The 19,235-nt window shown below is 72.7% G+C and carries 16 protein-coding genes and 2 pseudogenes; 12 read left to right on the top strand and 6 right to left on the bottom strand.

Annotation, left to right across the window (positions count from 1 at the left end; all coding sequences use genetic code 11):
• Positions 1–128: 128 nt before the first annotated feature.
• Positions 129–1,382 (top strand): glycoside hydrolase 5 family protein, encoded by a 1,254-nt coding sequence (locus ACZ45T_RS15130; protein WP_468441229.1) that lies wholly within the window; start codon positions 129–131, stop codon positions 1,380–1,382.
• A gap of 82 nt (positions 1,383–1,464) precedes the next feature.
• Positions 1,465–3,633, top strand: coding sequence for an endo-beta-N-acetylglucosaminidase (locus tag ACZ45T_RS15125; RefSeq protein WP_468441227.1), 2,169 nt, complete (start codon positions 1,465–1,467; stop codon positions 3,631–3,633).
• Positions 3,634–3,646: 13 nt separating this feature from the next.
• Here the strand turns inward: ACZ45T_RS15125 and ACZ45T_RS15120 are convergent, their stop codons facing one another.
• Positions 3,647–5,059, bottom strand: a complete 1,413-nt coding sequence (locus tag ACZ45T_RS15120; RefSeq protein ID WP_468441225.1) for a sensor histidine kinase — start codon at positions 5,057–5,059, stop codon at positions 3,647–3,649.
• Positions 5,060–5,072: 13 nt separating this feature from the next.
• The gene (locus ACZ45T_RS15115; protein ID WP_468441223.1) at positions 5,073–5,792 is read right to left on the bottom strand and encodes a response regulator transcription factor; all 720 of its coding nucleotides are present in this window, start codon (positions 5,790–5,792) and stop codon (positions 5,073–5,075) included.
• A 314-nt stretch (positions 5,793–6,106) separates the two neighbouring features.
• Between ACZ45T_RS15115 and ACZ45T_RS15110 the strand changes: the two genes are divergently transcribed.
• The 8 genes from ACZ45T_RS15110 (at position 6,107) to ACZ45T_RS15075 (ending at position 12,359) form a co-directional block, all read left to right on the top strand.
• On the top strand, positions 6,107–6,892 hold the full coding sequence (locus ACZ45T_RS15110; protein ID WP_468441221.1) for an amino acid ABC transporter ATP-binding protein: 786 nt from the start codon (positions 6,107–6,109) through the stop codon (positions 6,890–6,892).
• 118 nt (positions 6,893–7,010) lie between these two features.
• Positions 7,011–7,862 carry a glutamate ABC transporter substrate-binding protein gene (locus ACZ45T_RS15105; protein ID WP_468441219.1) on the top strand — a complete coding sequence of 284 codons (852 nt, stop codon included), beginning with the start codon at positions 7,011–7,013 and terminating at the stop codon, positions 7,860–7,862.
• A gap of 83 nt (positions 7,863–7,945) precedes the next feature.
• Positions 7,946–8,620: an amino acid ABC transporter permease gene (locus ACZ45T_RS15100; RefSeq protein ID WP_468441217.1), complete on the top strand. Its 675-nt coding sequence runs from the start codon at positions 7,946–7,948 to the stop codon at positions 8,618–8,620.
• Positions 8,617–9,510, top strand: coding sequence for an amino acid ABC transporter permease (locus ACZ45T_RS15095; protein ID WP_468441215.1), 894 nt, complete (start codon positions 8,617–8,619; stop codon positions 9,508–9,510). The genes ACZ45T_RS15100 and ACZ45T_RS15095 overlap by 4 nt, the downstream gene beginning before the upstream one ends.
• 155 nt (positions 9,511–9,665) lie before the next feature.
• On the top strand, positions 9,666–11,249 hold the full coding sequence (locus tag ACZ45T_RS15090) for an FAD-dependent monooxygenase (RefSeq protein ID WP_468441213.1): 1,584 nt from the start codon (positions 9,666–9,668) through the stop codon (positions 11,247–11,249).
• 32 nt (positions 11,250–11,281) lie between these two features.
• Positions 11,282–11,368 carry a putative leader peptide gene (locus ACZ45T_RS15085; RefSeq protein ID WP_311318651.1) on the top strand — a complete coding sequence of 29 codons (87 nt, stop codon included), beginning with the start codon at positions 11,282–11,284 and terminating at the stop codon, positions 11,366–11,368.
• A 77-nt stretch (positions 11,369–11,445) separates the two neighbouring features.
• The gene (locus tag ACZ45T_RS15080; RefSeq protein ID WP_468441211.1) at positions 11,446–11,979 is read left to right on the top strand and encodes a cupin domain-containing protein; all 534 of its coding nucleotides are present in this window, start codon (positions 11,446–11,448) and stop codon (positions 11,977–11,979) included.
• The gene (locus tag ACZ45T_RS15075; protein ID WP_468441559.1) at positions 11,970–12,359 is read left to right on the top strand and encodes a rhodanese-like domain-containing protein; all 390 of its coding nucleotides are present in this window, start codon (positions 11,970–11,972) and stop codon (positions 12,357–12,359) included. The genes ACZ45T_RS15080 and ACZ45T_RS15075 overlap by 10 nt, the downstream gene beginning before the upstream one ends.
• 227 nt (positions 12,360–12,586) lie before the next feature.
• Here ACZ45T_RS15075 and ACZ45T_RS15070 read toward each other — a convergent pair whose 3' ends face one another.
• From ACZ45T_RS15070 to recA, 3 genes are all read right to left on the bottom strand, one after another.
• Entirely contained in the window at positions 12,587–15,160 is a 2,574-nt protein-coding gene (locus ACZ45T_RS15070) for an FtsX-like permease family protein (protein WP_468441209.1), read from the bottom strand.
• Positions 15,161–15,467: 307 nt separating this feature from the next.
• The gene (gene recX, locus ACZ45T_RS15065) at positions 15,468–16,031 is read right to left on the bottom strand and encodes a recombination regulator RecX (protein ID WP_468441207.1); all 564 of its coding nucleotides are present in this window, start codon (positions 16,029–16,031) and stop codon (positions 15,468–15,470) included.
• A gap of 3 nt (positions 16,032–16,034) precedes the next feature.
• A complete protein-coding gene (recA, locus tag ACZ45T_RS15060) occupies positions 16,035–17,153 on the bottom strand; it encodes a recombinase RecA (RefSeq protein WP_468441204.1) in 1,119 nt (372 codons plus the stop codon).
• A gap of 182 nt (positions 17,154–17,335) precedes the next feature.
• On the opposite strand from recA, the pseudogene ACZ45T_RS15055 reads away from it, so the two are divergent.
• Both ACZ45T_RS15055 and ACZ45T_RS15050 read left to right on the top strand, forming a co-directional pair.
• Positions 17,336–17,506 (top strand): annotated as a pseudogene (locus ACZ45T_RS15055) (transcriptional regulator); the annotation flags it as partial.
• Between the two features lie 13 nt (positions 17,507–17,519).
• Positions 17,520–17,808: pseudogene (locus ACZ45T_RS15050) on the top strand (cation efflux transmembrane domain-containing protein); the annotation flags it as partial.
• Here the strand turns inward: ACZ45T_RS15050 and ACZ45T_RS15045 are convergent.
• Complete coding sequence (locus tag ACZ45T_RS15045) at positions 17,807–19,174, bottom strand: pyridoxal phosphate-dependent decarboxylase family protein (RefSeq protein WP_468441202.1); 1,368 nt, start codon at positions 19,172–19,174, stop codon at positions 17,807–17,809. The pseudogene ACZ45T_RS15050 and the gene ACZ45T_RS15045 sit on opposite strands and share 2 nt — an antisense overlap.
• Positions 19,175–19,235: the final 61 nt, after the last annotated feature.

Below are 19,235 nucleotides of genomic sequence, written 5' to 3'. Positions count from 1 at the left end.
GAAGAACCCTTGTGTCAACTGGACTGAAGCGCATAAGTGCGCACGCCTGAGGCCCTGTTGACTTTCCTCATCCGCACCGGCAGGTTGTGCCCCACCCGGTGAATTCCTCCAGAACTCCAGGACGCCCCGTGCACGATGACGCGCTCCGCTTCGGCGCCAACTACACGCCGACCCGCGGCTGGTTCCACCACTGGCTGGACTTCGACCTCGACGAGGTCAGGGCCGACCTCGACTCGATCGCCGCGCTCGGGCTGGACCACGTCCGCGTCTTCCCGCTGTGGCCGGTCTTCCAGCCGAACCGGACGCTGATCCGGCCGCGCGCCGTCGAGCAGCTCGTCGCGCTCGTCGACGCGGCCGCCGAGCGCGGACTGGACGTCGACGTGGACGGGTTGCAGGGGCACCTGTCGAGCTTCGACTTCCTGCCCGCCTGGACCGGGACCTGGCACCGGCGCAACATCTTCACCGACCCGGACGTGGTCGCCGGGCAGGAGGCGTACCTGGGCACGCTGGCCGCGGCCCTCGCCGACCGGCCCAACTTCCTGGGCATGACGGTGGGCAACGAGATCAACCAGTTCTCCGACGCCCCGCACCCCGACCCCGACCGGATCACCCGGGACCAGGCCGCCCGCTGGCTGGAGCGGATGCTCGCCGCCTGCGAGCGGGGCGCGCCCGGGCGGTTCCACGTGCACGCCGAGTACGACGCGGCCTGGTACCAGGACGGGCACCCCTTCACCGCGGCCCAGGCGGCCCGGCTGGGCGCGGCCACCGCCGTGCACTCCTGGGTGTTCAACGGCACCGCGCAGCGCCACGGCCCGTCCGGGACGGCCACCGAGCACCACGCCGCGTACCTGATCGAGCTCTCCAAGGCCTGGGCCGTGGACCCGCACCGTCCGGTGTGGCTCCAGGAGGTCGGCGCCCCGGCGCCGCTGATCGGGCCGGAGCGCGCGGCGCGGTTCACCGAGGCCACCGTCGCGGGCGCCCTGGACTGCCCGGACCTGTGGGGCGTGACCTGGTGGTGCTCGCACGACGTGTCCCGGGAGCTCGCGGACTTCCCGGAGCTGGAGTACGGCCTCGGCCTGCTCACCAACGACCGCCGGACCAAGCCGGCGGGCGCCGCCATCGCCCGGATCACCGAGGAGTGGCGCGGGCGCGCGCACCGGCCCGCCGTACGGTCCACCGCGCTGGCGGTGGACGTCGGCGCGGCCGAGGAGGCGCCGGGCCGGTCGGTGTGCGCCCCCGGCGGCGCGTTCTTCGAAGCCTGGGCGGCGCTCACCGCGGACGGGGTCCGGCCCGCGGTGGTCCTCGCCGAGCTCGCCGAGGACCCGGCGCACCTTTCCGCGCGCGGCATCACGGAGGTGCTGCGCGTGCACGACCTCGGCTGACCGGGCGCCCGCCCCGTCCCCCGGCCACCCGTCCCCCGGCCACCCCGTCCCCCGACCGCCTTCCCCTCCGGAGGAGCCCCGCATGTCCGAGACCGACAACGGCGTCGACGCTCGTACGCCGCACCCCTCGACCGCGATACGGCCGCCGGCCCGGCGCACGGTGCTCGCCGCCGGGGCCGGGGCCGCGGCGCTGCTGGGCGCGCCGGGCCTGGTCCCGTACGCCTCCGCCGCGCCGCAGACCGCGCCCGAAGCCGCGCCGGACGCCGCGCCGGACGCCGCGCCCGCCCCGGCGACCCCGGCGGACCTGGCCCCGTACGCCTCCTACTGGTTCCCGGACTCCCTCCCGCAGGGGACCCCCGGCCCCGGAATCGTGTGGCGCTCGCTCAAGCAGTGGACTCCCGAGAGCGACCCCGACCTCGCCCACAACACCGCGACGGTGCCCCTGGCGCAGCGGTTCACCCCGGTCCCGGCGAACCGGGACGCCCGCGCCGGCCAGGCCCGGATCTCCTCCCTCGTCTCCTTCGGGCCCACCGCCGGGAATCCGGCCCAGGGCTCCCCGACGGCCGACTACTACGCGCTCACGCACTGGGCGTACATCGACGAGCTCGTCTTCTGGGGCGGCTCCGCCGGCGAGGGGATCGTGCTCGCCCCGAACGCACCCGTGGTCGACGCGGCCCACCGCAACGGGGTGCGGGTGCTGGGCAACGTGTTCCTGCCGCCCGTCGCCTACGGCGGCGACCTCCAGTGGACGCGCGACCTGGTCCAGCGCGACTCCCTCGGCCGCTTCCCGATCGCGGACAAGCTCGTCCAGGTGGCGCGGACGTACGGCTTCGACGGCTGGTTCGTCAATGCCGAGACGGACGGCGGCGACAGTGCGCTCGCCACCCGGATGCGGGAGTTCCTGCGCGCCCTGCGGGCGGCGGGCGCCCCGCACGGTCTGCGCATCACCTGGTACGACGCCATGAACACCACCGGACGGGTCGGCTGGCAGGGCGCCCTCAACGCGCTCAACCAGGAGTTCTTCGAGGACCGGGCCGGGAAGGTCGCGGACACGGTGTTCGTGGACTTCCGCTGGACCGCGGAAAGCCTGTCGGCCTCGGGCGCGCTCGCCGACCGGCTGGGCCGCTCCCGCCACGAGCTGTGGGCGGCCGTGGACACGGAGTCCCGCGGCTGGGATTCCGCGGTCCCCTGGGACGCGATCGTTCCGCGCGACCGGGAGCACGTCGTCAGCTACGGCTTCTACCGGCCCGAATGGACGCGCAACCACCTCGCCGACCGGTCCCCCGGCGCCTTCCACCGCGCCGACGACCGGTTCTGGACGGGTGAGTCCCTGGACCCCGCCCGGCCCGCGCCGCAGTCCCGCTGGCGGGCCCCCGCCACGGTCGTCGCCGACCGGTCCACCGTGACCGGGCTGCCCTTCGCCTGCTCCTTCAACACCGGGCACGGGCTGCGCTGGTACGAGGCGGGCAAGGTCACCTCGGACGCGCCGTGGAACCACCTCGGCCTCCAGGACCGGCTCCCGGGACGCCGCTGGGCGGTGGACACCGCCGGGGAACGCCCTTCCGTCACCCTGGACTTCGCGGACGCCTGGCGCGGCGGCTCCAGCCTGCTCGTCGCGGGCGCCCTGACCGCTCCCGCCGTCATCGGGCTGCACGCCACGCGGCTGCCGCTGACCCGCGGGACCGTCGTGGAGCTGGTCCACGCCACCGGGTCGGGACCGGTCGCGGTGGAGGTCGGGGTGGCCACCCGCGAGCCCGCCGGCCCCGGCGAGCCGGTCCCGTACACCTGGTTCAGGACCGCACGCACCGGCACGGGGCAGGGCTGGCGCACGACGCGGGCCGGGCTCGCGTCACTGGCGGGCCGGACCGCGTACGCCCTGGCCGTACGGATCACCGCGCTCGGGAAGGAGCCGGTGGCGTGGCGGCTCGGAGCCCTGTCGGTACGCGACGAGACCCGCACCCGGCACCCGGCCCCGCCCGTGGCACTGAGCGTGGACGCCGCGGCCCGGCGCGGGGACCAGGCGTGGCTGCGGCTGTCGTGGCGCCGGGCGTCCGGGCCGATCCGGCACTACGAGGTGTCCCGCGTCCTGCCCGACGGCACCCGCCGCTTCCTCGGCGGTACCTGCGCCGCCGCCCTCTACCTCCCCGCCGTCCCGCGCGCCGGGCGGGAGCGGGCGGCCGCCTTCGAGGTCCGGGCCGTCGACGAGCTGTACGGGGTCTCGGCCCCGGCCCGCGCCGCCCTCACCTGGTAGGGCCCCGGACCGGTCAGGGCCCGTGGGGCTCGGTGCGCGGCACGGCCACCGTCACCCGCAGCCCGTGCGGCGGGTTCGTCTCGTACGAGAGGGACCCGCCGCCCGCGGCGAGCAGGGTGCGGGAGATCGACAGGCCGAGCCCGGAGCCCTTGATGTTCTGGTGGCGTCCGCTGCGCCAGAACCGGTCGCCGACGCGCAGCAGCTCGTCCTGGGTGAGGCCGGGACCGCGGTCGGCGACGACCACGTGGACGGAGCGCCCCGAGACGGAGACCGACACGTCGACCTCCTCACCCGTGGGGGTGAATTTGAGCGCGTTGTCGATGACGGCGTCGAGCGCGCTGGACAGGGCGATGGGGTCGGCCCAGCCGGTGACGGCGGTGCGACCCGTCTCGGTGAGCAGTACGCCCTTCTCCTCGGCGTACGGACGCCAGGCTGCGACCCGCTCGGCGGCCAGCGCCCCGATGTCGGTGAGGCTGATCTCGGCGGAGGCGTGCTCGGCCAGCGCCAGGTCCAGCAGGTCGTCCAGGACCTGTGTCAGGCGCTTGCCCTCGGTGCGGACGGAGGCGATCTCCTCGTTCCCCTCGGGCAGTTCGAGGGCGAGCAGCTCGATCCGCAGGAGCAGCGCCGCGAGCGGGTTGCGCAGTTGGTGGGAGGCGTCGGCGACGAACGCCCGCTGCTGCTCCAGAACCTCTTCGACGTTGTCGGCCATCTCGTTGAACGAAGCGGCCAGGCGCTGGAGTTCCGGCGGCCCGCCGGCGGCCGCGACGCGCGAGTTCATCCGCCCGGTGGCGATGCCGTGGGCGGCAGCGTCCAGGGTCCGCACGGGCTTGAGCACCCAGCTGGTGAGCCGCAGTGCGGCGCCGAAGGCGACCAGCATGGCGGCGGAGAGCCCGCCCGCGATGAGCAGCCAGCCCTGCAGGATCCGGCCGCGCATGAGGTCGGTCGGCGATTCGGTGGCGACGACCGCGACCACGTCCCCGTCGAGGACGACCGGCGAGGCGACGAGCAGCTTGCCGTTGCTCTGCCACGGCCACACCTGCGGCGGATCGTGGCTGCGCCGCCCGGCGAGCGCCTCCTCGAAGGCGCGGCGGCCCTCTCCGGCCTCGGGGAGCTCCCACCAGCTGGGCGATCGGGCCATGGCGTTGTCGTCGCGCAGGAAGATGCCGACGCGGATGCCGTACAGCTCCTGGTAGCGGGCGAGTTCGAGCTGGAGCATCTTGCGGCGCTCGCCGGCGCCGGTGGATCCGGAGCCCTCGGCGTCGATGACGAACTGGGCGAGGGCGGCGAAGCGGGCGCTGTCGTCGATGCGGTCGACCACCACCCGCTGCTGCTGTCCGGCGGCCAGGCTCACGGCGAGCGGGAAGCCGAGTGCGAGCAGCGTGCCCGCCATCAGGACGACGAGCAGCGGGAGCAGGCGGGCGCGCACGGCGGAGGGCCCCCTAGGGGGCCGCCGGGGCGACGAGCCGGTAGCCCACCCCGCGGACGGTCTCGATGAGGGCGGGCATGCGCAGCTTGGAGCGCAGCGAGGCGACGTGGACCTCCAGGGTCCGCCCGGTCCCCTCCCAGCTGGTGCGCCACACCTCGCTGATGATCTGTTCGCGGCGGAAGACGACACCGGGCCGCTGCGCGAGCAGGGCCAGCAGGTCGAACTCCTTGCGGGTGAGCTGTACGTCGGCACCGTCCACGCTGACCCGGCGGGTGGGCAGCTCGATGCTGACGGGACCGAGGCGGACCGTGGCGGGCGTACCGGTCCCGGTGGCGGCGGCCTCCTCGGAGGCGCCGGTGCGCCGGGCGACGGCGTGGATCCGGGCGAGGAGTTCGCCGGTGTCGTACGGCTTGGTGACGTAGTCGTCGGCGCCCATGTTCAGGCCGTGGATGCGGGAGCGCACGTCGGCCCGCGCGGTCACCATGATCACGGGCGTGGCGGTGCGCTTGCGGATCCTGCCGCACACCTCGTAGCCGTCCTGGTCGGGCAGGCCGAGGTCGAGCAGGATCACCCCGTAGGGCGAGGCTGCGGTGGGCGGGGCACCGGCGGGCAGCAGCGCCTGCAGGGCCTCTTCGCCGTTGCGGGCGTGGGTGACCTGGAAGCCGTGCCGCGCGAGGATCGCGGACAGGGCGGCGGCGACGTGATCATCGTCCTCGACGAGCAGCAGTCTCATGTCGTCCCCCTCTCCCCTTCTCGCTCTTTCAGCTCGCTCTTTGCGGCTCGCCCGTTCGGCTCGCTCTTCGGCTGCCCCGTGCGGGGCCACCCTGCATCCACGCCGATACAGAGTGCCACGTCAAGTGGGTTCCGCTCCGGCGCGCCTTCCGTTATGCACCCGGTACGCGTCCATAGTCGACCACGCCGATGCCGCGCACGGAGCGTATCCGGGGGAGGCCGGATCGTTATGCTCAATTCTCCCTCAGATGTGATGACGTTGTGCGCATCTCGTCACTACTGTCCTCCCAACCGAGGAGGACGGAGCTAGAGCCGATGAGCGGAGTATCAGTGACCAAGGACGTGCAGGACGCGGCTGGTGCCGCGGACGACCTGGTCGTACTGAGCAACGTCAACAAGCACTTCGGCGCGCTGCACGTGCTTCAGGACATCGATCTGAGCATTGCCCGCGGTGAGGTGGTCGTGGTGATCGGTCCTTCGGGATCGGGCAAGTCCACGCTGTGCCGGACCATCAACCGGCTGGAGACGATCGACTCGGGCACCATCACGCTCGACGGCAAGGAACTGCCCTCGGAGGGCAGGGAACTGGCCCGGCTGCGTGCCGACGTCGGCATGGTCTTCCAGTCGTTCAACCTCTTCGCGCACAAGACGGTGCTGCAGAACGTCATGCTGGGCCAGCTCAAGGTCCGCAAGATCGACTCCGCCACGGCCCACGCGAAGGCGGTGGCCCTGCTGGAGCGGGTGGGCGTCGGCTCTCAGGCCGACAAGTACCCGGCGCAGCTCTCCGGCGGCCAGCAGCAGCGCGTGGCGATCGCCCGCGCGCTGGCCATGGAGCCGAAGGTGATGCTGTTCGACGAGCCGACCTCGGCTCTCGACCCGGAAATGATCAACGAGGTGCTGGAGGTCATGCAGCAGCTCGCCCGGGAGGGAATGACGATGGTGGTCGTCACGCACGAGATGGGCTTCGCCCGCTCTGCGGCCAACCGGGTCGTCTTCATGGCTGACGGAAAGATCGTCGAAGAGGCCACGCCCGAGCAGTTCTTCAGCAACCCGCGCAGTGACCGCGCCAAGGACTTCCTGTCGAAGATCCTGCACCACTGAGGGTCTCGTCTGGTAGTCATCCGTATGCGGATCACCGCCGGAATCGTTTCTGTCGGCCGTGCATGCGCCGTAAGCGTCGCTCGTCGTTCAACAACGTCTCATCCGAGGGAAGTTCACCATGAAGATCTCCAAGGCCGCTGCGGCCGCGGCCGTCGCCGTCGCCCTTGCAATGACCGCGACCGCCTGCGGCGGCAGCAGTGACAAGGACAGCGGCTCCAGCGCGAGCGGTGACACCAAGAAGGACAAGGTCGTCATCGGCATCAAGTTCGACCAGCCGGGTCTGGGCCTGAAGACCCCGGACGGCAAGTACACCGGCTTCGACGTCGACGTCGCCACGTACGTGGCCAAGGAGCTCGGCTACCAGCCCGACCAGATCGAGTTCAAGCAGGCCGTCAGCGCCGAGCGCGAGAACCTGCTCGCCAACGGCGACGTGAAGTTCATCGTCGCGACCTACTCGATCAACGACAAGCGCAAGGAGAAGGTCGACTTCGCCGGCCCGTACTTCCTCGCGCACCAGGACCTGCTGGTCCGCGCCGACGACTCGTCCATCACCAAGGTCGAGGACCTCAACAAGAAGAAGCTCTGCTCGGTCACCGGCTCCACCTCGGCGCAGAACATCAAGAAGACCCTGGCCCCCGAGGCGGACCTCCAGGAGTACCCGGGCTACTCCGACTGCCTCTCCGGCCTGGAGAACAAGGCCGTGGACGCGCTGACCACGGACAACTCGATCCTGGCCGGTTACGCCGCGCAGGAGAAGAACAAGGGCAAGTTCAAGCTCGTCGGCCTGAGCATGAGCAACGAGAACTACGGCATCGGTCTGAAGAAGGGCGACAAGGACCTCCAGACCAAGATCAACGCCGCGCTGAAGAAGATGGTCGCGGACGGCGCCTGGGACGCGGCCGTTCAGAAGAACCTCGGCCCGGCCAACTACAAGAGCGAGCCTGCTCCGCAGATCACCGAAGGCAGCTGATTCATCGGTGAGGAGCGTCGCCGCCCGCCTGCCACGGGCGGCGGCGCCCCTCGCCGGCCATCCTGGGGAGAGCGCAGGGCATCGTGTTCGATTTTCTTGAGTCCGGGCAGTACGACCTGCTCGGAGCCTTTTGGGTGACGGTTCAGCTCACCCTCTACTCGGCGGCCGGATCCTTGATCTGGGGCACCGTCCTGGTCGGGATGCGGGTCAGCCCGGTCCCGCTGATGCGGGGCTTCGGCACCGCGTACGTCAACGTGGTCCGCAACACCCCGCTGACGGTGCTGATCATCGCCAGCTCGCTGGGCCTCTACCAGACCCTCGGCGTCAACCTGGGCGGCGACACGTCCAAGGAGACCGGCTTCCGGCTCGCGGTCCTCGCACTGATCGCCTACACCGGAACCTTCGTCTGCGAGGCCCTGCGCTCCGGTATCAACACCGTGCCCGTCGGGCAGGCAGAGGCTGCCCGCGCGCTGGGACTGGGCTTCTTCCAGGTACTCACCCTGATCGTGCTCCCCCAGGCCTTCCGGGCGGTCGTGGCACCGCTCACCAACGTACTGATCGCACTCACCAAGAACACCACGGTGGCGGCGGCCATCGGTGTGGCCGAGGCGGCCCTGCTGATGAAGGAAATGGTCGAGAACGAGGCGGACGCGCTCTTCGCCGTCTTCGGGGTCTTCGCCCTCGGCTTCGTCCTGCTGACCCTGCCCACCGGCCTGCTCCTGGGCTGGGTGTCCAAGCGAGTGGCGGTGAAGCGATGACCTCCGTGCTGTACGACGTGCCGGGCCCCAAGGCCAAGACGCGCAACTGGATCTACAGCGGGATCTTCCTCGTGCTGCTCGGGCTCGCCCTGTGGTGGGCGCTGTCCCTCATGGCCGAGAAGAACCAACTCGACGCCGACAAGTGGACCCCCTTCGTCACCGACGGCCGGATCTGGTCCACGTTCCTGATCCCGGGCCTGCTGGAGACCCTCAAGGCCGGCGCGATCGCCATGGTGATCGCGCTCCCGCTGGGCGCCCTGCTGGGCATCGGCCGACTGTCCGACCACGCCTGGGTGCGGGGGCCGGTCGGCGCGGTCGTGGAGTTCTTCCGCGCCATCCCGGTGCTGATGCTGATGCTGTTCGGCTCCCAGCTGTACGTGCAGTTCACCGACGTCCCCTCGGACGTCCGGCCGCTCTACGCCGTGGTCACGGGACTTGTCCTCTACAACGCGGCCGTCATCGCCGAGATCGTCCGGGCGGGTGTGCTGTCCCTGCCCAGGGGCCAGACCGACGCGGCGAAGGCCATCGGCATGCGCAAGGGCCAGACCATGGTCCACGTGCTGATCCCGCAGGCCGTCACGGCGATGCTGCCGGCGCTGGTCAGCCAGCTCGTGGTGATCCTGAAGGACACCGCGCTCGGCGGCGCGGTGCTGGGCCTCACCGAGCTGATGTCGATGAACCGGCAGATCGCGGCGAACTACAGCAACACCATCGCGACCCTCGTCGTGGTCGCGCTGCTCTACATCGTGGTGAACTTCGTCCTCACCACCTTCGCCTCCTGGCTGGAAGGCCGGCTGCGGACGTCGAAGAAGGGCACCGGCGCGGTCGTCGCCGGTGACGTGGCCGAGGTCGACGCGGGCGGCGCCGCCGGCGTGGGCGAGGCTCCCTGACACCTGGTCAGTACACTGGTGTGACACGTGTGGTGCGGCGGAGCTCTTTTCCGCCGCACCACACGGCGTTGTCACGACCGGCGTCACTTGACGCAGGCACCTCCAGTGGGTTGCATACGTTCTGTGATCACATACCGGACATCGGGAGCCGCGCCATGGACCCGGTGATCGTCGTCGGCGCGGGGCCCGTCGGACTGTCCCTGTCCCTCGCCCTGGCCGGCCAGGGCGTGCCCTCCGTCGTGCTCGACGAAGGGCCCGGCAAGGAGGAGCCCCGCCCGGCCCGTTCGGTCGTCCTGCACTCCGACACGGCGGCCATGGCGCACCGGCTGGGCTGTACGACGCTGCGCGACGAGGGGGCGTACTACGCCGCCTGGCGCACCATGCGGCGCGGCCGGCCCGCCCAGCGGATCACCTTCGAGGACCACCCGGCCCCGCTGCACCTGCCCCAGCACGCCCTGACCCGCGGACTGCGCGACGCCGCGACCGCGCACCCGCTCGTCCAGCTGGTCACCGACAGCAAGCTGGACTCCCTGGAGCAGGACGACCGGGGGATCACCGCGCACACCCGGGGCTCCGAGACCACGTGGTGGCGCGGGAGTTACCTGGTCGGCTGCGACGGCGCCCGCTCCACCGTGCGCAAGCTGCTCGGCATCCGCTTCCCCGGCCGCACCGCCGTGGAACGGCACGCCGTGGCCGCGCTGCGCACCGAACTGCCGTGGCCCGGCGAGGCCTTGCTGCACCGCAGCCCGCCGTCCGGGCCCGAGGAGGTCACCTCCCGGCCGCTGCCCGACGGGGTGTGGCGGCTGGACTGGCTGCTCCCGCCGCGCGGGGACCTGGTGACCCCCGACGCGCTGGTGACCCTCGTCCGGGACACCCTCGCGGTGTGGTGCGGCGGCACGACTCCCCCGTACGACCTCATCGACACCGGGGTGTACACCCTGCACCACCGCCTGGCCCGGCGCTGGCGCGACGGCCGCGCCTTCCTCGCCGGGGACGCCGCGCACCTGCTGGGCGCGCTCGGCACCCAGGGCGTCGAGGAAGGTCTCAGGGACGCCGAGAACCTGGCGTGGAAGCTGTCGCTGGCCTGGCACCAGGGTGCTTCCGAGGCCCTGCTCGACAGCTACGAGGGCGAGCGGCGCACCGCGGTCGCGGCCCGGCTGCGCGCGGCCGACCAGGCGGTGCCGACGCTGCGGGCCGGGGGTGGGCTGCGCACCTACTTCCCCGGAGCCGCGCGTTCCGCCGAAACCCTGCTCACCGACGGCCACCTGGGCCGGGGGCCGCTGGGCGCGGAGCCGACGTACGCCCCTCCGGTGGCCGTACGCGAGGTCCCGACGGCCACGGAACCGGGCGGTCCGGTGGCGAACGTCCCGGTGACCGCGCCCGACGGGTCGACCGTGCCGTTGCGCGACCTGCTGGGGCAGGGCCGGCTGCTGGTGGTCCTCGTCGCCCCGGGCACCGGGGTCTGGGACCGGCGCCACTGGCTCGGCGCCGGGCTGATGCCCCGCCTCGCGGCGGCCGTGAGCGCCCTGCCGGTCCGCACCGACCTGCTGGTCGCGGACAGCTACCCGGGGGCCCCGGCGCACACCGTGCTGCTCGTACGGCCGGACGGGCACCTGGCGGCCACCTTCGCGGGGGTCCGGCCGGCGGAGCTGTACGAGGCGGCGGACGCCGTCCGGGCGGGCGCGCCCGCGTCCCGGGTGCCGACGCCGTCGACGACACCGACCGTGGTGGTCGATTGACCGTCTCCCGGACTCCGTGGTTCACTCGCGAAATGACCGGCAACGACGTACGCCTGTGGCGGAGGGTCCATATGGACCTGCTCCGCTACGCGGGCTGCGTGTGTCGCCCTTCCTGCTAATTCGCCCTTCCCTCCGCGCGCCCCGTGCCGTCCACCGGCCTGCGCGCACCTCCGCGAACCCAGGAACGGTCCCCTTCATGTCCGCACCCGCGTACTCCCCTGCCGTCGTCGGCCTGCCCGGCCCCACGGCCGCCGAACTCCTCGACTTCGCCCTCCGCACGGCGGCCGACCCCGGGATCGTGGCGTCCCTGCCGCTCGATCCCGAGGGCCGCACCTGGATCCGGCTGGACGGGCCGGGCGGCAGCGAGGCCTGGCTGATCGGCTGGCCGCCGGGCACCGGCACCGGCTGGCACGACCACGCCGAATCGCGGGGCGCGTTCGCCACCGCCAGGGGCCGGCTCACCGAACACTCCCTGACCGTACGACTGCCCGCGCAGGGCTGGAAGTCGCTGGAGCTGGCCCCCGGCGTGGACCGCCGCCGCACCCTGGACGCGGGCGCCGGACGGGCCTTCGGGGAACACCACGTACACGAGGTCCTCAACGAGTCCCCGGCCGAGCACGCGATCTCCGTACACGCGTACTACCCGCCGCTCCCGCTGATCCGCCGCTTCAGCCGCAGCGGCCCGGTGCTCAACCTCGAGCACGTCGAGCGCCCGGCGGACTGGCAGTGAGCGCCCCGACCGGCATCGACGAACTGCTGGAGCGGGTCCGCGCGGGCTACACCCGCCTCGACCCGCACGAGGCGTACACGGCTTCGCGGGCCGGGGCCCTCCTGGTGGACATCCGCTACCAGGCCCTGCGCGAGCGTGACGGGCTGATCCCGGGCGCGCTGGTGGTGGAGCGCAACGAACTGGAATGGCGCCTGGACCCGCAGGGCAGCCACCGCGCCCCGGAGGCCACCGGTCACGACCTCCAGGTGGTGGTGATCTGCAACGAGGGCTACGCCTCCAGCCTCGCCGCGGCGTCCCTGCACGCCCTGGGGCTCCACCGCGCGACGGACCTGGCGGGCGGCTTCCAGGCCTGGAAATCCGCCGGCCTACCTGTTTCCTGATGCGGGGTCGGGTGGGGGCTGCGGGTGCGGGCTGGGCGGCGGGTGCGGGGTGCGGGTGCCGCTGCGCGGAGCTGTCCCCTACCCACCCTTCCACCGTTCCCCGGGCTCTGCCCGGACCCGCGCCTCAAACGCCGGCGGGGCTGAAATACAGGCGCCGCCGCCCAATCCAGCCCCGCCGGCGTTTGAGGCGCGGGGTCTGGGGCGGAGCCCCGGGAGGCTGCCGGTGGTCAGGCCTTGGCCGAGGCCACGTCCACAGGGCGTACCCGGAGTGCCACCCGGCCCGGGAGGGCAGTGGCCGACAGGGCCAGCAGCCCGGCCACCCCCACCACCACCGCGTACGCGACCGGCAACACCGCCGGCGCCGCCGCCCCCGTCATGCCCACACTGAACGCGGTCAGTACGGCCAGCGAGATCCCCGACCCCAGCACCGCCCCGATCAGGAGCACCGCCAGCGCCTCCGCCCGCAGCATCCGCAGCACCTGCCGGCGCTTCGCCCCGGCCAGCCGCAGCATCGCGAACTCCCGGAACCGCTCGGCGGTCGACATCGCCAACGTGTTGACCACCGCGATCGCGGTGAAGGCCAGGACCAGCCCCATCGCCAGCAGGTTGATCTCCGCCCCGGCGTCCTGCCGCCGCGCCCGCACCTCGTCGGCGTCCGCCGCGGACAGCACCATCACCCCCGGGAACCCCTTCACGGCCGCGGCCAGCTGTTCCCGTCCGGTGCCCGAGCCCGGCTCCGCCGCCACCAGCACGCTGGCGGCGAGGGGATTGTCCGCGTGCGCGGCCACCAGCCCGTGCGGCAGCGTCAGGTCCCCGAAGCCCAGGCCCCGCGCGTACACGGCCGAGACCGTCAGGGTGACGGGCGTGCCGTCCCCCAGCGTCAGCTTCAGCCGGCTCCCCGGCTTCAGCCCCAGCTGGTCGGCGGCGAGTTCGCTCACCGCCGCCGTCCCCTCCCCGAACCCGTCCAGGCTCCCGCCCATGACCTCGGGGTCCCAGGTCCGGGTCAGCCCGGCCGGGGTCACGCCCTGCGCGGCGTACTTCGTCAGCCCCACCCGTACGGAGGTGTGCACGATCTCGGTGGCCGCCGTGACCCCGGGGGTACGCCGGATCCGCTCGGCGGCCTCCCGCGTCACGCCGGGGCCCTGCGCGGCCAGCACCCAGTCGGCCCGGATCCCGTCACGGGCCTGCGCCCGGGCGGCGTCCCCGAGCGTCGGGGTGATGAAGAGCACGGTGCAGGTCATGCCGATCAGCAGCGCGAGAGGGGTGACGGCGGAGGCCATCCGGGTGGCGTTCCCGCGCAGGTTGGCGGTGGCCAGGTGGCCTCCCGGGCCGGCCAGCTTCAGCGGACCGGCGAGCAGCGCGGTGGCGCCCCGTACGAGCAGCGGGCCGAGCAGCGAGACCGCCCCGGCCAGGACCACCACGGCCAGGAAGGTGACCGGGGTCGACGCCGGCTCGGTGCGCAGCGAACCGAGCACGACGACCAGCACCGCGCCGCCGGCCAGCAGGAGCAGGCCGAAGGCGGTACGGATCCAGCGCGGCCGGCTCCGCTCGACGGCGGCTTCGGCGAGCGCCTCGGCCGGGCGGATCCGGGCGATGCGCCGCCCGGTGATCCGCGCGGCGGCCCAGGCTCCGAGCAGGCTGGCCCCGACGGCCGCGATCATGGGGAAGATGCCGGCGGTGCGCTCCAGGGTGGCGGGGACGACCCCGCTGTCGACGAACCGGCCGTGCAGCCAGGCGGCGAGCGGCAGCCCGGCGAGCGCCCCGGCGACCCCGGCGGCCAGACCGACGAGCAGCGCCTCCCGTCCGATCATCTGCCGCAGTTGCTTGGGGGTGGCGGCGATGGCCCGCAGCAGGGCGAGTTCGCGGTAGCGCTGCTGGACGGAGAGCGCGAAGGTGCCGACGACCACGAGGATCGCGACGAGCAGCGAGGTGCCGCCCATCGCGCCGCCCATGGAGACCAGCTTGATCCGGGCCCCGGCGGCGTCGAGGAACTCCACGGGTCCGCGCTCGTCCCCCGTGCTGACCTGCGCGGTGGCCGGCACGGTGGCCGGCGCCGTGGTGTTCTTCAGCGCCTGCTCGACCCGGCGGGCGAGCTGTCCGGCGTCCACGCCGGGCGCGGGCAGCACCCCGATGGCGCTGACCTGCCCCTCGCGGGCGGCGAGCCGCCGGGCCTCGTCGTCGCTGAAGAAGAGCGCGCTCTGCTGGGCGAGGTCGCCGCGGGCGGTCCTCGCGACCCCGCTCACCCGGTACGTCTTGGGCTCGCCGGTGGACTGCACGGTGAGCTCGGAACCGGGCCCCAGGCTAGCCCGGGCGGCCAGCGCACGGTCGACGACGACCTCGCCGCCGCCCTGGGGCGCGCGGCCCTCGGCGATCGTGAAGGGGGTGAGCGCGGCGGAGGTCCAGGCGTGCCCGTACGAGGGCTTCCGCTCGGCGGGGCCCTTGACCATCGGGACGGCCTGGAAGGTGAGTTCGGGCACGGCCCGCTCGACGCCGGGAACGGCCCGGACCGCCTCCACGGTGGAGGCGGGGAGCCAGGCCCGCTCGGCGACGGGCTTGGCCTTGTGCTTCGTCTTCGCCTTGCCCTTCTTCTCCTTGACCGTGGTCTCGTGGACGTTCTGGTCGGCGGAGATGAGGACCGGCGTGGCCGCGTACCGCTCGGTGCCGATCGTTCCGCGGAGTCCCGTTTCCAGGAGCGTCCCGCAGGCGGTGACGAGGGCGGCGGCGCACAGGAGCGCGACGAAGGCGCCGAGGAAACCGGCCTTGCGGTCCCTGACGGTCTGGAGGGCGTGACGCAGCATCATGGGGCCAACTCTGCTGCCGGGCCCGCCGCTTGACATTGGCGTACCCCGGCGTCCGCACCCGGGGGTTACCCCCACCCCGACGTGCCGGTTCTAGGGGGTGTCTTGTCGGTCAGGCCAGATCAGGGAGCGGCGTCTGACGCGTGCGATCGCAAGGCGGAGGAGCGAGTCGACGCGGTGGGGGCACCTCCCAGCGGTAGCTGGGGGACGTCGGCGAGTGACGACAACGCGGCTGGGGGTACCCCCAGGCGAAGCTCTGGGGGAGCGCGTGGCAGGCGTCGCGAGCCCGGCCTGACCGACAAGACACCCCCTAGCCCGGGTACCCCAGGTCGTCGGCGTCCTCGCCCTCCGCCTCCAGCGCGCGGCGGACCACCCGCAGGGCCATGCCCTCCGGGTATCCCTTGCGGGCGAGCATCCCGGCGAGGCGCCGGATCCGCTTGTCCCGCTCCAGGCCCCGGGTGGCGCGGAGCTTGCGCTCCACGAGCTCCCGGGCGGTCTGCTCCTCCTGTTCGGAGTCCAGCAGCTCCAGGGCCTCCTCCACGAGGGTGGCGTGCACCCCCTTGGTCCGGAGCTCCTGCGCGAGCGCCCGGCGGGCCAGGCCCCGGCCGCGGTGGCGGGACTCGACCCAGGCGCCGGCGAAGGCGGCGTCGTCGATCAGGCCCACCTCCTCGTACCGGGAGAGGACCTGCTGCGACACCTCCTCGGGGATGCCCCGCTTGTGCAGGGCGTCCGCGAGCTGGCGCCGGGTGCGCGGGCTCCCGGTGAGCAGGCGCAGGCAGATCGCCCGCGCCTGCTCCTCGGGGCTCTGGGGCGGCAGTTCCGGGCGGGCCTCACGGCCGCCCCGGCGCCCGCCGCCCCCTTCCTGCTCCCGCACGGGTCAGCTCTTGGCTGCGGCGGCCTTGGCCGTCGTCTTGGCCTTCGATGCCGGGGCGGGCACGGAGGCGGACGCGGCGTCGGTCGCGTCGGCAGCGGCCTCGGCGGTGGCGCTCTCGGCGTCCTTGCGGACCCCCACGCCCAGCTTCTCCTTGATCTTCCGCTCGATCTCGTCGGAGAGGGCGGGGTTGTCGCAGAGGAACTTCCGCGCGTTCTCCTTGCCCTGGCCGAGCTGGTCGCCCTCGTACGTGTACCAGGCGCCGGCCTTGCGCACGAAGCCGTGCTCGACGCCCATGTCGATCAGGCCGCCCTCGCGGCTGATGCCGTGGCCGTAGAGGATGTCGAACTCTGCCTGCTTGAACGGCGGCGCGACCTTGTTCTTGACGACCTTGACGCGGGTGCGGTTGCCGACCGCGTCCGTGCCGTCCTTCAGGGTCTCGATGCGGCGGATGTCGAGACGCACGGAGGCGTAGAACTTCAGCGCGCGGCCACCGGTGGTGGTCTCCGGCGAGCCGAACATCACACCGATCTTCTCGCGGAGCTGGTTGATGAAGATCGCGGTGGTCTTGGACTGGTTGAGTGCACCGGTGATCTTCCGGAGCGCCTGGCTCATCAGGCGGGCCTGGAGACCCACGTGCGAGTCGCCCATCTCACCCTCGATCTCCGCGCGCGGCACCAGGGCCGCCACGGAGTCGATGACGATCAGGTCGAGGGCACCGGAGCGGACGAGCATGTCCACGATCTCCAGCGCCTGCTCGCCGGTGTCCGGCTGCGACAGGATGAGGTTGTCGGTGTCGACGCCGAGGGCCTTCGCGTATTCGGGGTCGAGCGCGTGCTCGGCGTCCACGAAGGCCACGGTGCCGCCGGCCTTCTGCGCGTTGGCCACGGCGTGCAGGGTCAGGGTCGTCTTACCGGAGGACTCCGGCCCGTACACCTCGATCACGCGGCCGCGGGGCAGCCCGCCGACGCCGAGGGCGATGTCCAGCGCGGTCGACCCGGTGGGGATGACCTCGATGGGGTCGTTCGGCTTGTCGCCGAGGCGCATGACCGCACCCTTGCCGAATTGCCGTTCAATCTGTGCGAGCGCGGCGTCGAGAGCCTTCTCGCGGTCGGTGCCTGCCATGGGTTCCACCCGGTTTGCTTGAGTCGATCGCTTCACGCCATTGACGCTAATGCCTGCCACTGACAATGCGCCTCCACGACCGGTTCGGCTGTGGATAACTCATCAGAATGGATGTTCGATTTCCCTGTCAAGCGCGCCACGCCCGCCCGGCCGCCGAGACCGCAGTGTCCGTCGAACCACCCGCGTGCCTGCGTGACTGCGGCCTGGTCATGACCGTCCCCGACGGCCGCCACACCCGCTACGAACTCGCCGACGAGCGCCTCGGTCGCGCGCTGGACGACCTGCGCACCGCCGTGGTCGCCGTCGAGACCGACCGCACCTGCCCGGACGCCGACGAGAAGGGTTGCTGCTGATGACCGCCGGGATGCGCTCGCCACCTACGTCACCGTCGACGCCATCCGCGCCTTGACCGGCTCCGGCGAGGCCGACAGCTCCGTCCCCGGCATCGTCATGGCTGCCCTCTCCCTCGCGGTCATGCCGTTCCTGTCCGCCGCCCAGCGCCGTGCCGGCCGCGAACTCGGCTCCGCCTCGGCGGTGGCGGACTCCAAGCAGACCCTGCTGTGCACCTACCTCTCCGCCGTGCTCCTCGTCGGCCTGGTCCTCAACGCCACCCTCGGCTGGTCCTGGGGCCGATCCCATCGCCGGTCTCCCCATCAGGCGCTGACGGATGCGCGCCGGATCGCGTCGAGCGCGCGCCTCACGTCGTCGTCCGTCGTCGACCAGTTGCTCACCGAGATGCGCATGACGCGCCGGCCGTGCCAGGTGGAACCGCTGATCCACGCCGTGCCGTCGTCGAGCAGCTCGGTGAGTACCCGTTCCGTGCGTTCGTCGCTGCCGAACCCGGCGCAGACCTGGGTGAACACCACGTCGTTGAGGACCGTCGCGCCGTCGATCCCGGCGATGCCGGTGCCGAACGCGCGGGCGTGCCGGCACAGCCGGTCGACGAGGTCGGTCACGCCCGAGCGGCCGAGGGACCTGAGTGCGGCCCACACGGTGAAGGCCCTGCCCCGCCGGGAGAGCTCGGGGACCTTGTCGATGGGGTCGCCTTGTTCGTCTTGGATGAGGTAGTCGCCGCGCAGGCCCATCGCCGCCCGGACCGCCGACGGGTCGCGCACGATGGCGAGGCCGCAGTCGTAGGGGACGTTCAGGGTCTTGTGGGCATCCGTCGCCCAGGAGTCGGCGCCGGCGCAGCCCGCGGTCAGGTGTGCGTAGGCCGGTGAGGCCGCCGCCCACAGCCCGAAGGCGCCGTCGACGTGCACCCATGCATGTGCCTCGCGAGCGGCACGGATCGTCTCGGTGAAGGGATCGAAGGCGCCGGAGTGGATGTCCCCGGCCTGGAGGATGACGATCGTGGGGCTCTGCCCGCCGGCCGCGAGGGTGCGCCGCAGGGCCTCGGGCTCGATGCGTCCTTGATCGTCCGCCTTCACCAGTTCGGGTCTGCCGAGGCCCAGGTAGCGCAGCGCCAGGTCAATGGCCATGTGGCGGTCCTCGCCCGCGAGGACGCGCAGGGCCGGCCCTCCGGTGAGTCCGTCGCGGGCGACGTTCCAGCCCGTGCGCCGCAACACCGCGTCGCGCCCGGCGGCGAGGCAGGTGAAGTTCGCCATCGTGGCGCCTGTGGTGAAGCCGACGGAGCTGTCGCCCGGCAGGCCGAGCAGATCGAGCAGCCATGCGCCGGCGATCTCTTCCGCCGCCGTGTACGCGGGCGAGACGGCGCGCATCACGCAGTTCTGGTCCCAGGCGCTGACCAGCCAGTCCGCGGCCAGCGCGGCCGGTTCGGTGCCACCGACCACGAAGCCGTAGAAGCGGCCGCTGGGAAACGCGGTGAGCCCCGGCTCACAGGCCGTGGCCAGCAGGTCGACGACGTCGGCGGGCGTGCTGGGACCGTGGGGCAGTTCGACACCGAGCGCCCGCACGATCTCGTCGACCGTAGCGCGGGCGGGAACCCGGCGGTCGGAAAGGCTCGCCAGCCAGCGGACGGCGTGGTCGTGTGCCTGTCGGAGCGCCGCCTCGCGCGCGTCCATACCTCGGACTATGGGCCGCTCGCCACGACCCCGCAAGCCGACCACCGCGCTCGGTCACGGG

Source organism: Streptomyces sp. NPDC030995 (assembly GCF_055571215.1).
The sequence above is the reverse complement of the archived record's forward strand: the minus strand, read 5'-3'. Positions and strand labels throughout refer to the sequence as shown.

Excerpts from the sequence above, each read along its gene's own strand:
- ACZ45T_RS15125 (WP_468441227.1), top strand. The coding sequence starts at position 1,465 with ATGTCCGAGACCGACAACGGCGTCGACGCTCGTACGCCGCACCCCTCG.
- ACZ45T_RS15115 (WP_468441223.1), bottom strand. The coding sequence starts at position 5,792 with ATGAGACTGCTGCTCGTCGAGGACGATGATCACGTCGCCGCCGCCCTG.
- ACZ45T_RS15110 (WP_468441221.1), top strand. The coding sequence starts at position 6,107 with ATGAGCGGAGTATCAGTGACCAAGGACGTGCAGGACGCGGCTGGTGCC.
- ACZ45T_RS15105 (WP_468441219.1), top strand. The coding sequence starts at position 7,011 with ATGAAGATCTCCAAGGCCGCTGCGGCCGCGGCCGTCGCCGTCGCCCTT.
- ACZ45T_RS15095 (WP_468441215.1), top strand. The coding sequence starts at position 8,617 with ATGACCTCCGTGCTGTACGACGTGCCGGGCCCCAAGGCCAAGACGCGC.
- ACZ45T_RS15090 (WP_468441213.1), top strand. The coding sequence starts at position 9,666 with ATGGACCCGGTGATCGTCGTCGGCGCGGGGCCCGTCGGACTGTCCCTG.
- ACZ45T_RS15085 (WP_311318651.1), top strand. The coding sequence starts at position 11,282 with ATGACCGGCAACGACGTACGCCTGTGGCGGAGGGTCCATATGGACCTG.
- ACZ45T_RS15080 (WP_468441211.1), top strand. The coding sequence starts at position 11,446 with ATGTCCGCACCCGCGTACTCCCCTGCCGTCGTCGGCCTGCCCGGCCCC.
- ACZ45T_RS15070 (WP_468441209.1), bottom strand. The coding sequence starts at position 15,160 with ATGATGCTGCGTCACGCCCTCCAGACCGTCAGGGACCGCAAGGCCGGT.
- recA (WP_468441204.1), bottom strand. The coding sequence starts at position 17,153 with ATGGCAGGCACCGACCGCGAGAAGGCTCTCGACGCCGCGCTCGCACAG.
- ACZ45T_RS15045 (WP_468441202.1), bottom strand. The coding sequence starts at position 19,174 with ATGGACGCGCGCGAGGCGGCGCTCCGACAGGCACACGACCACGCCGTC.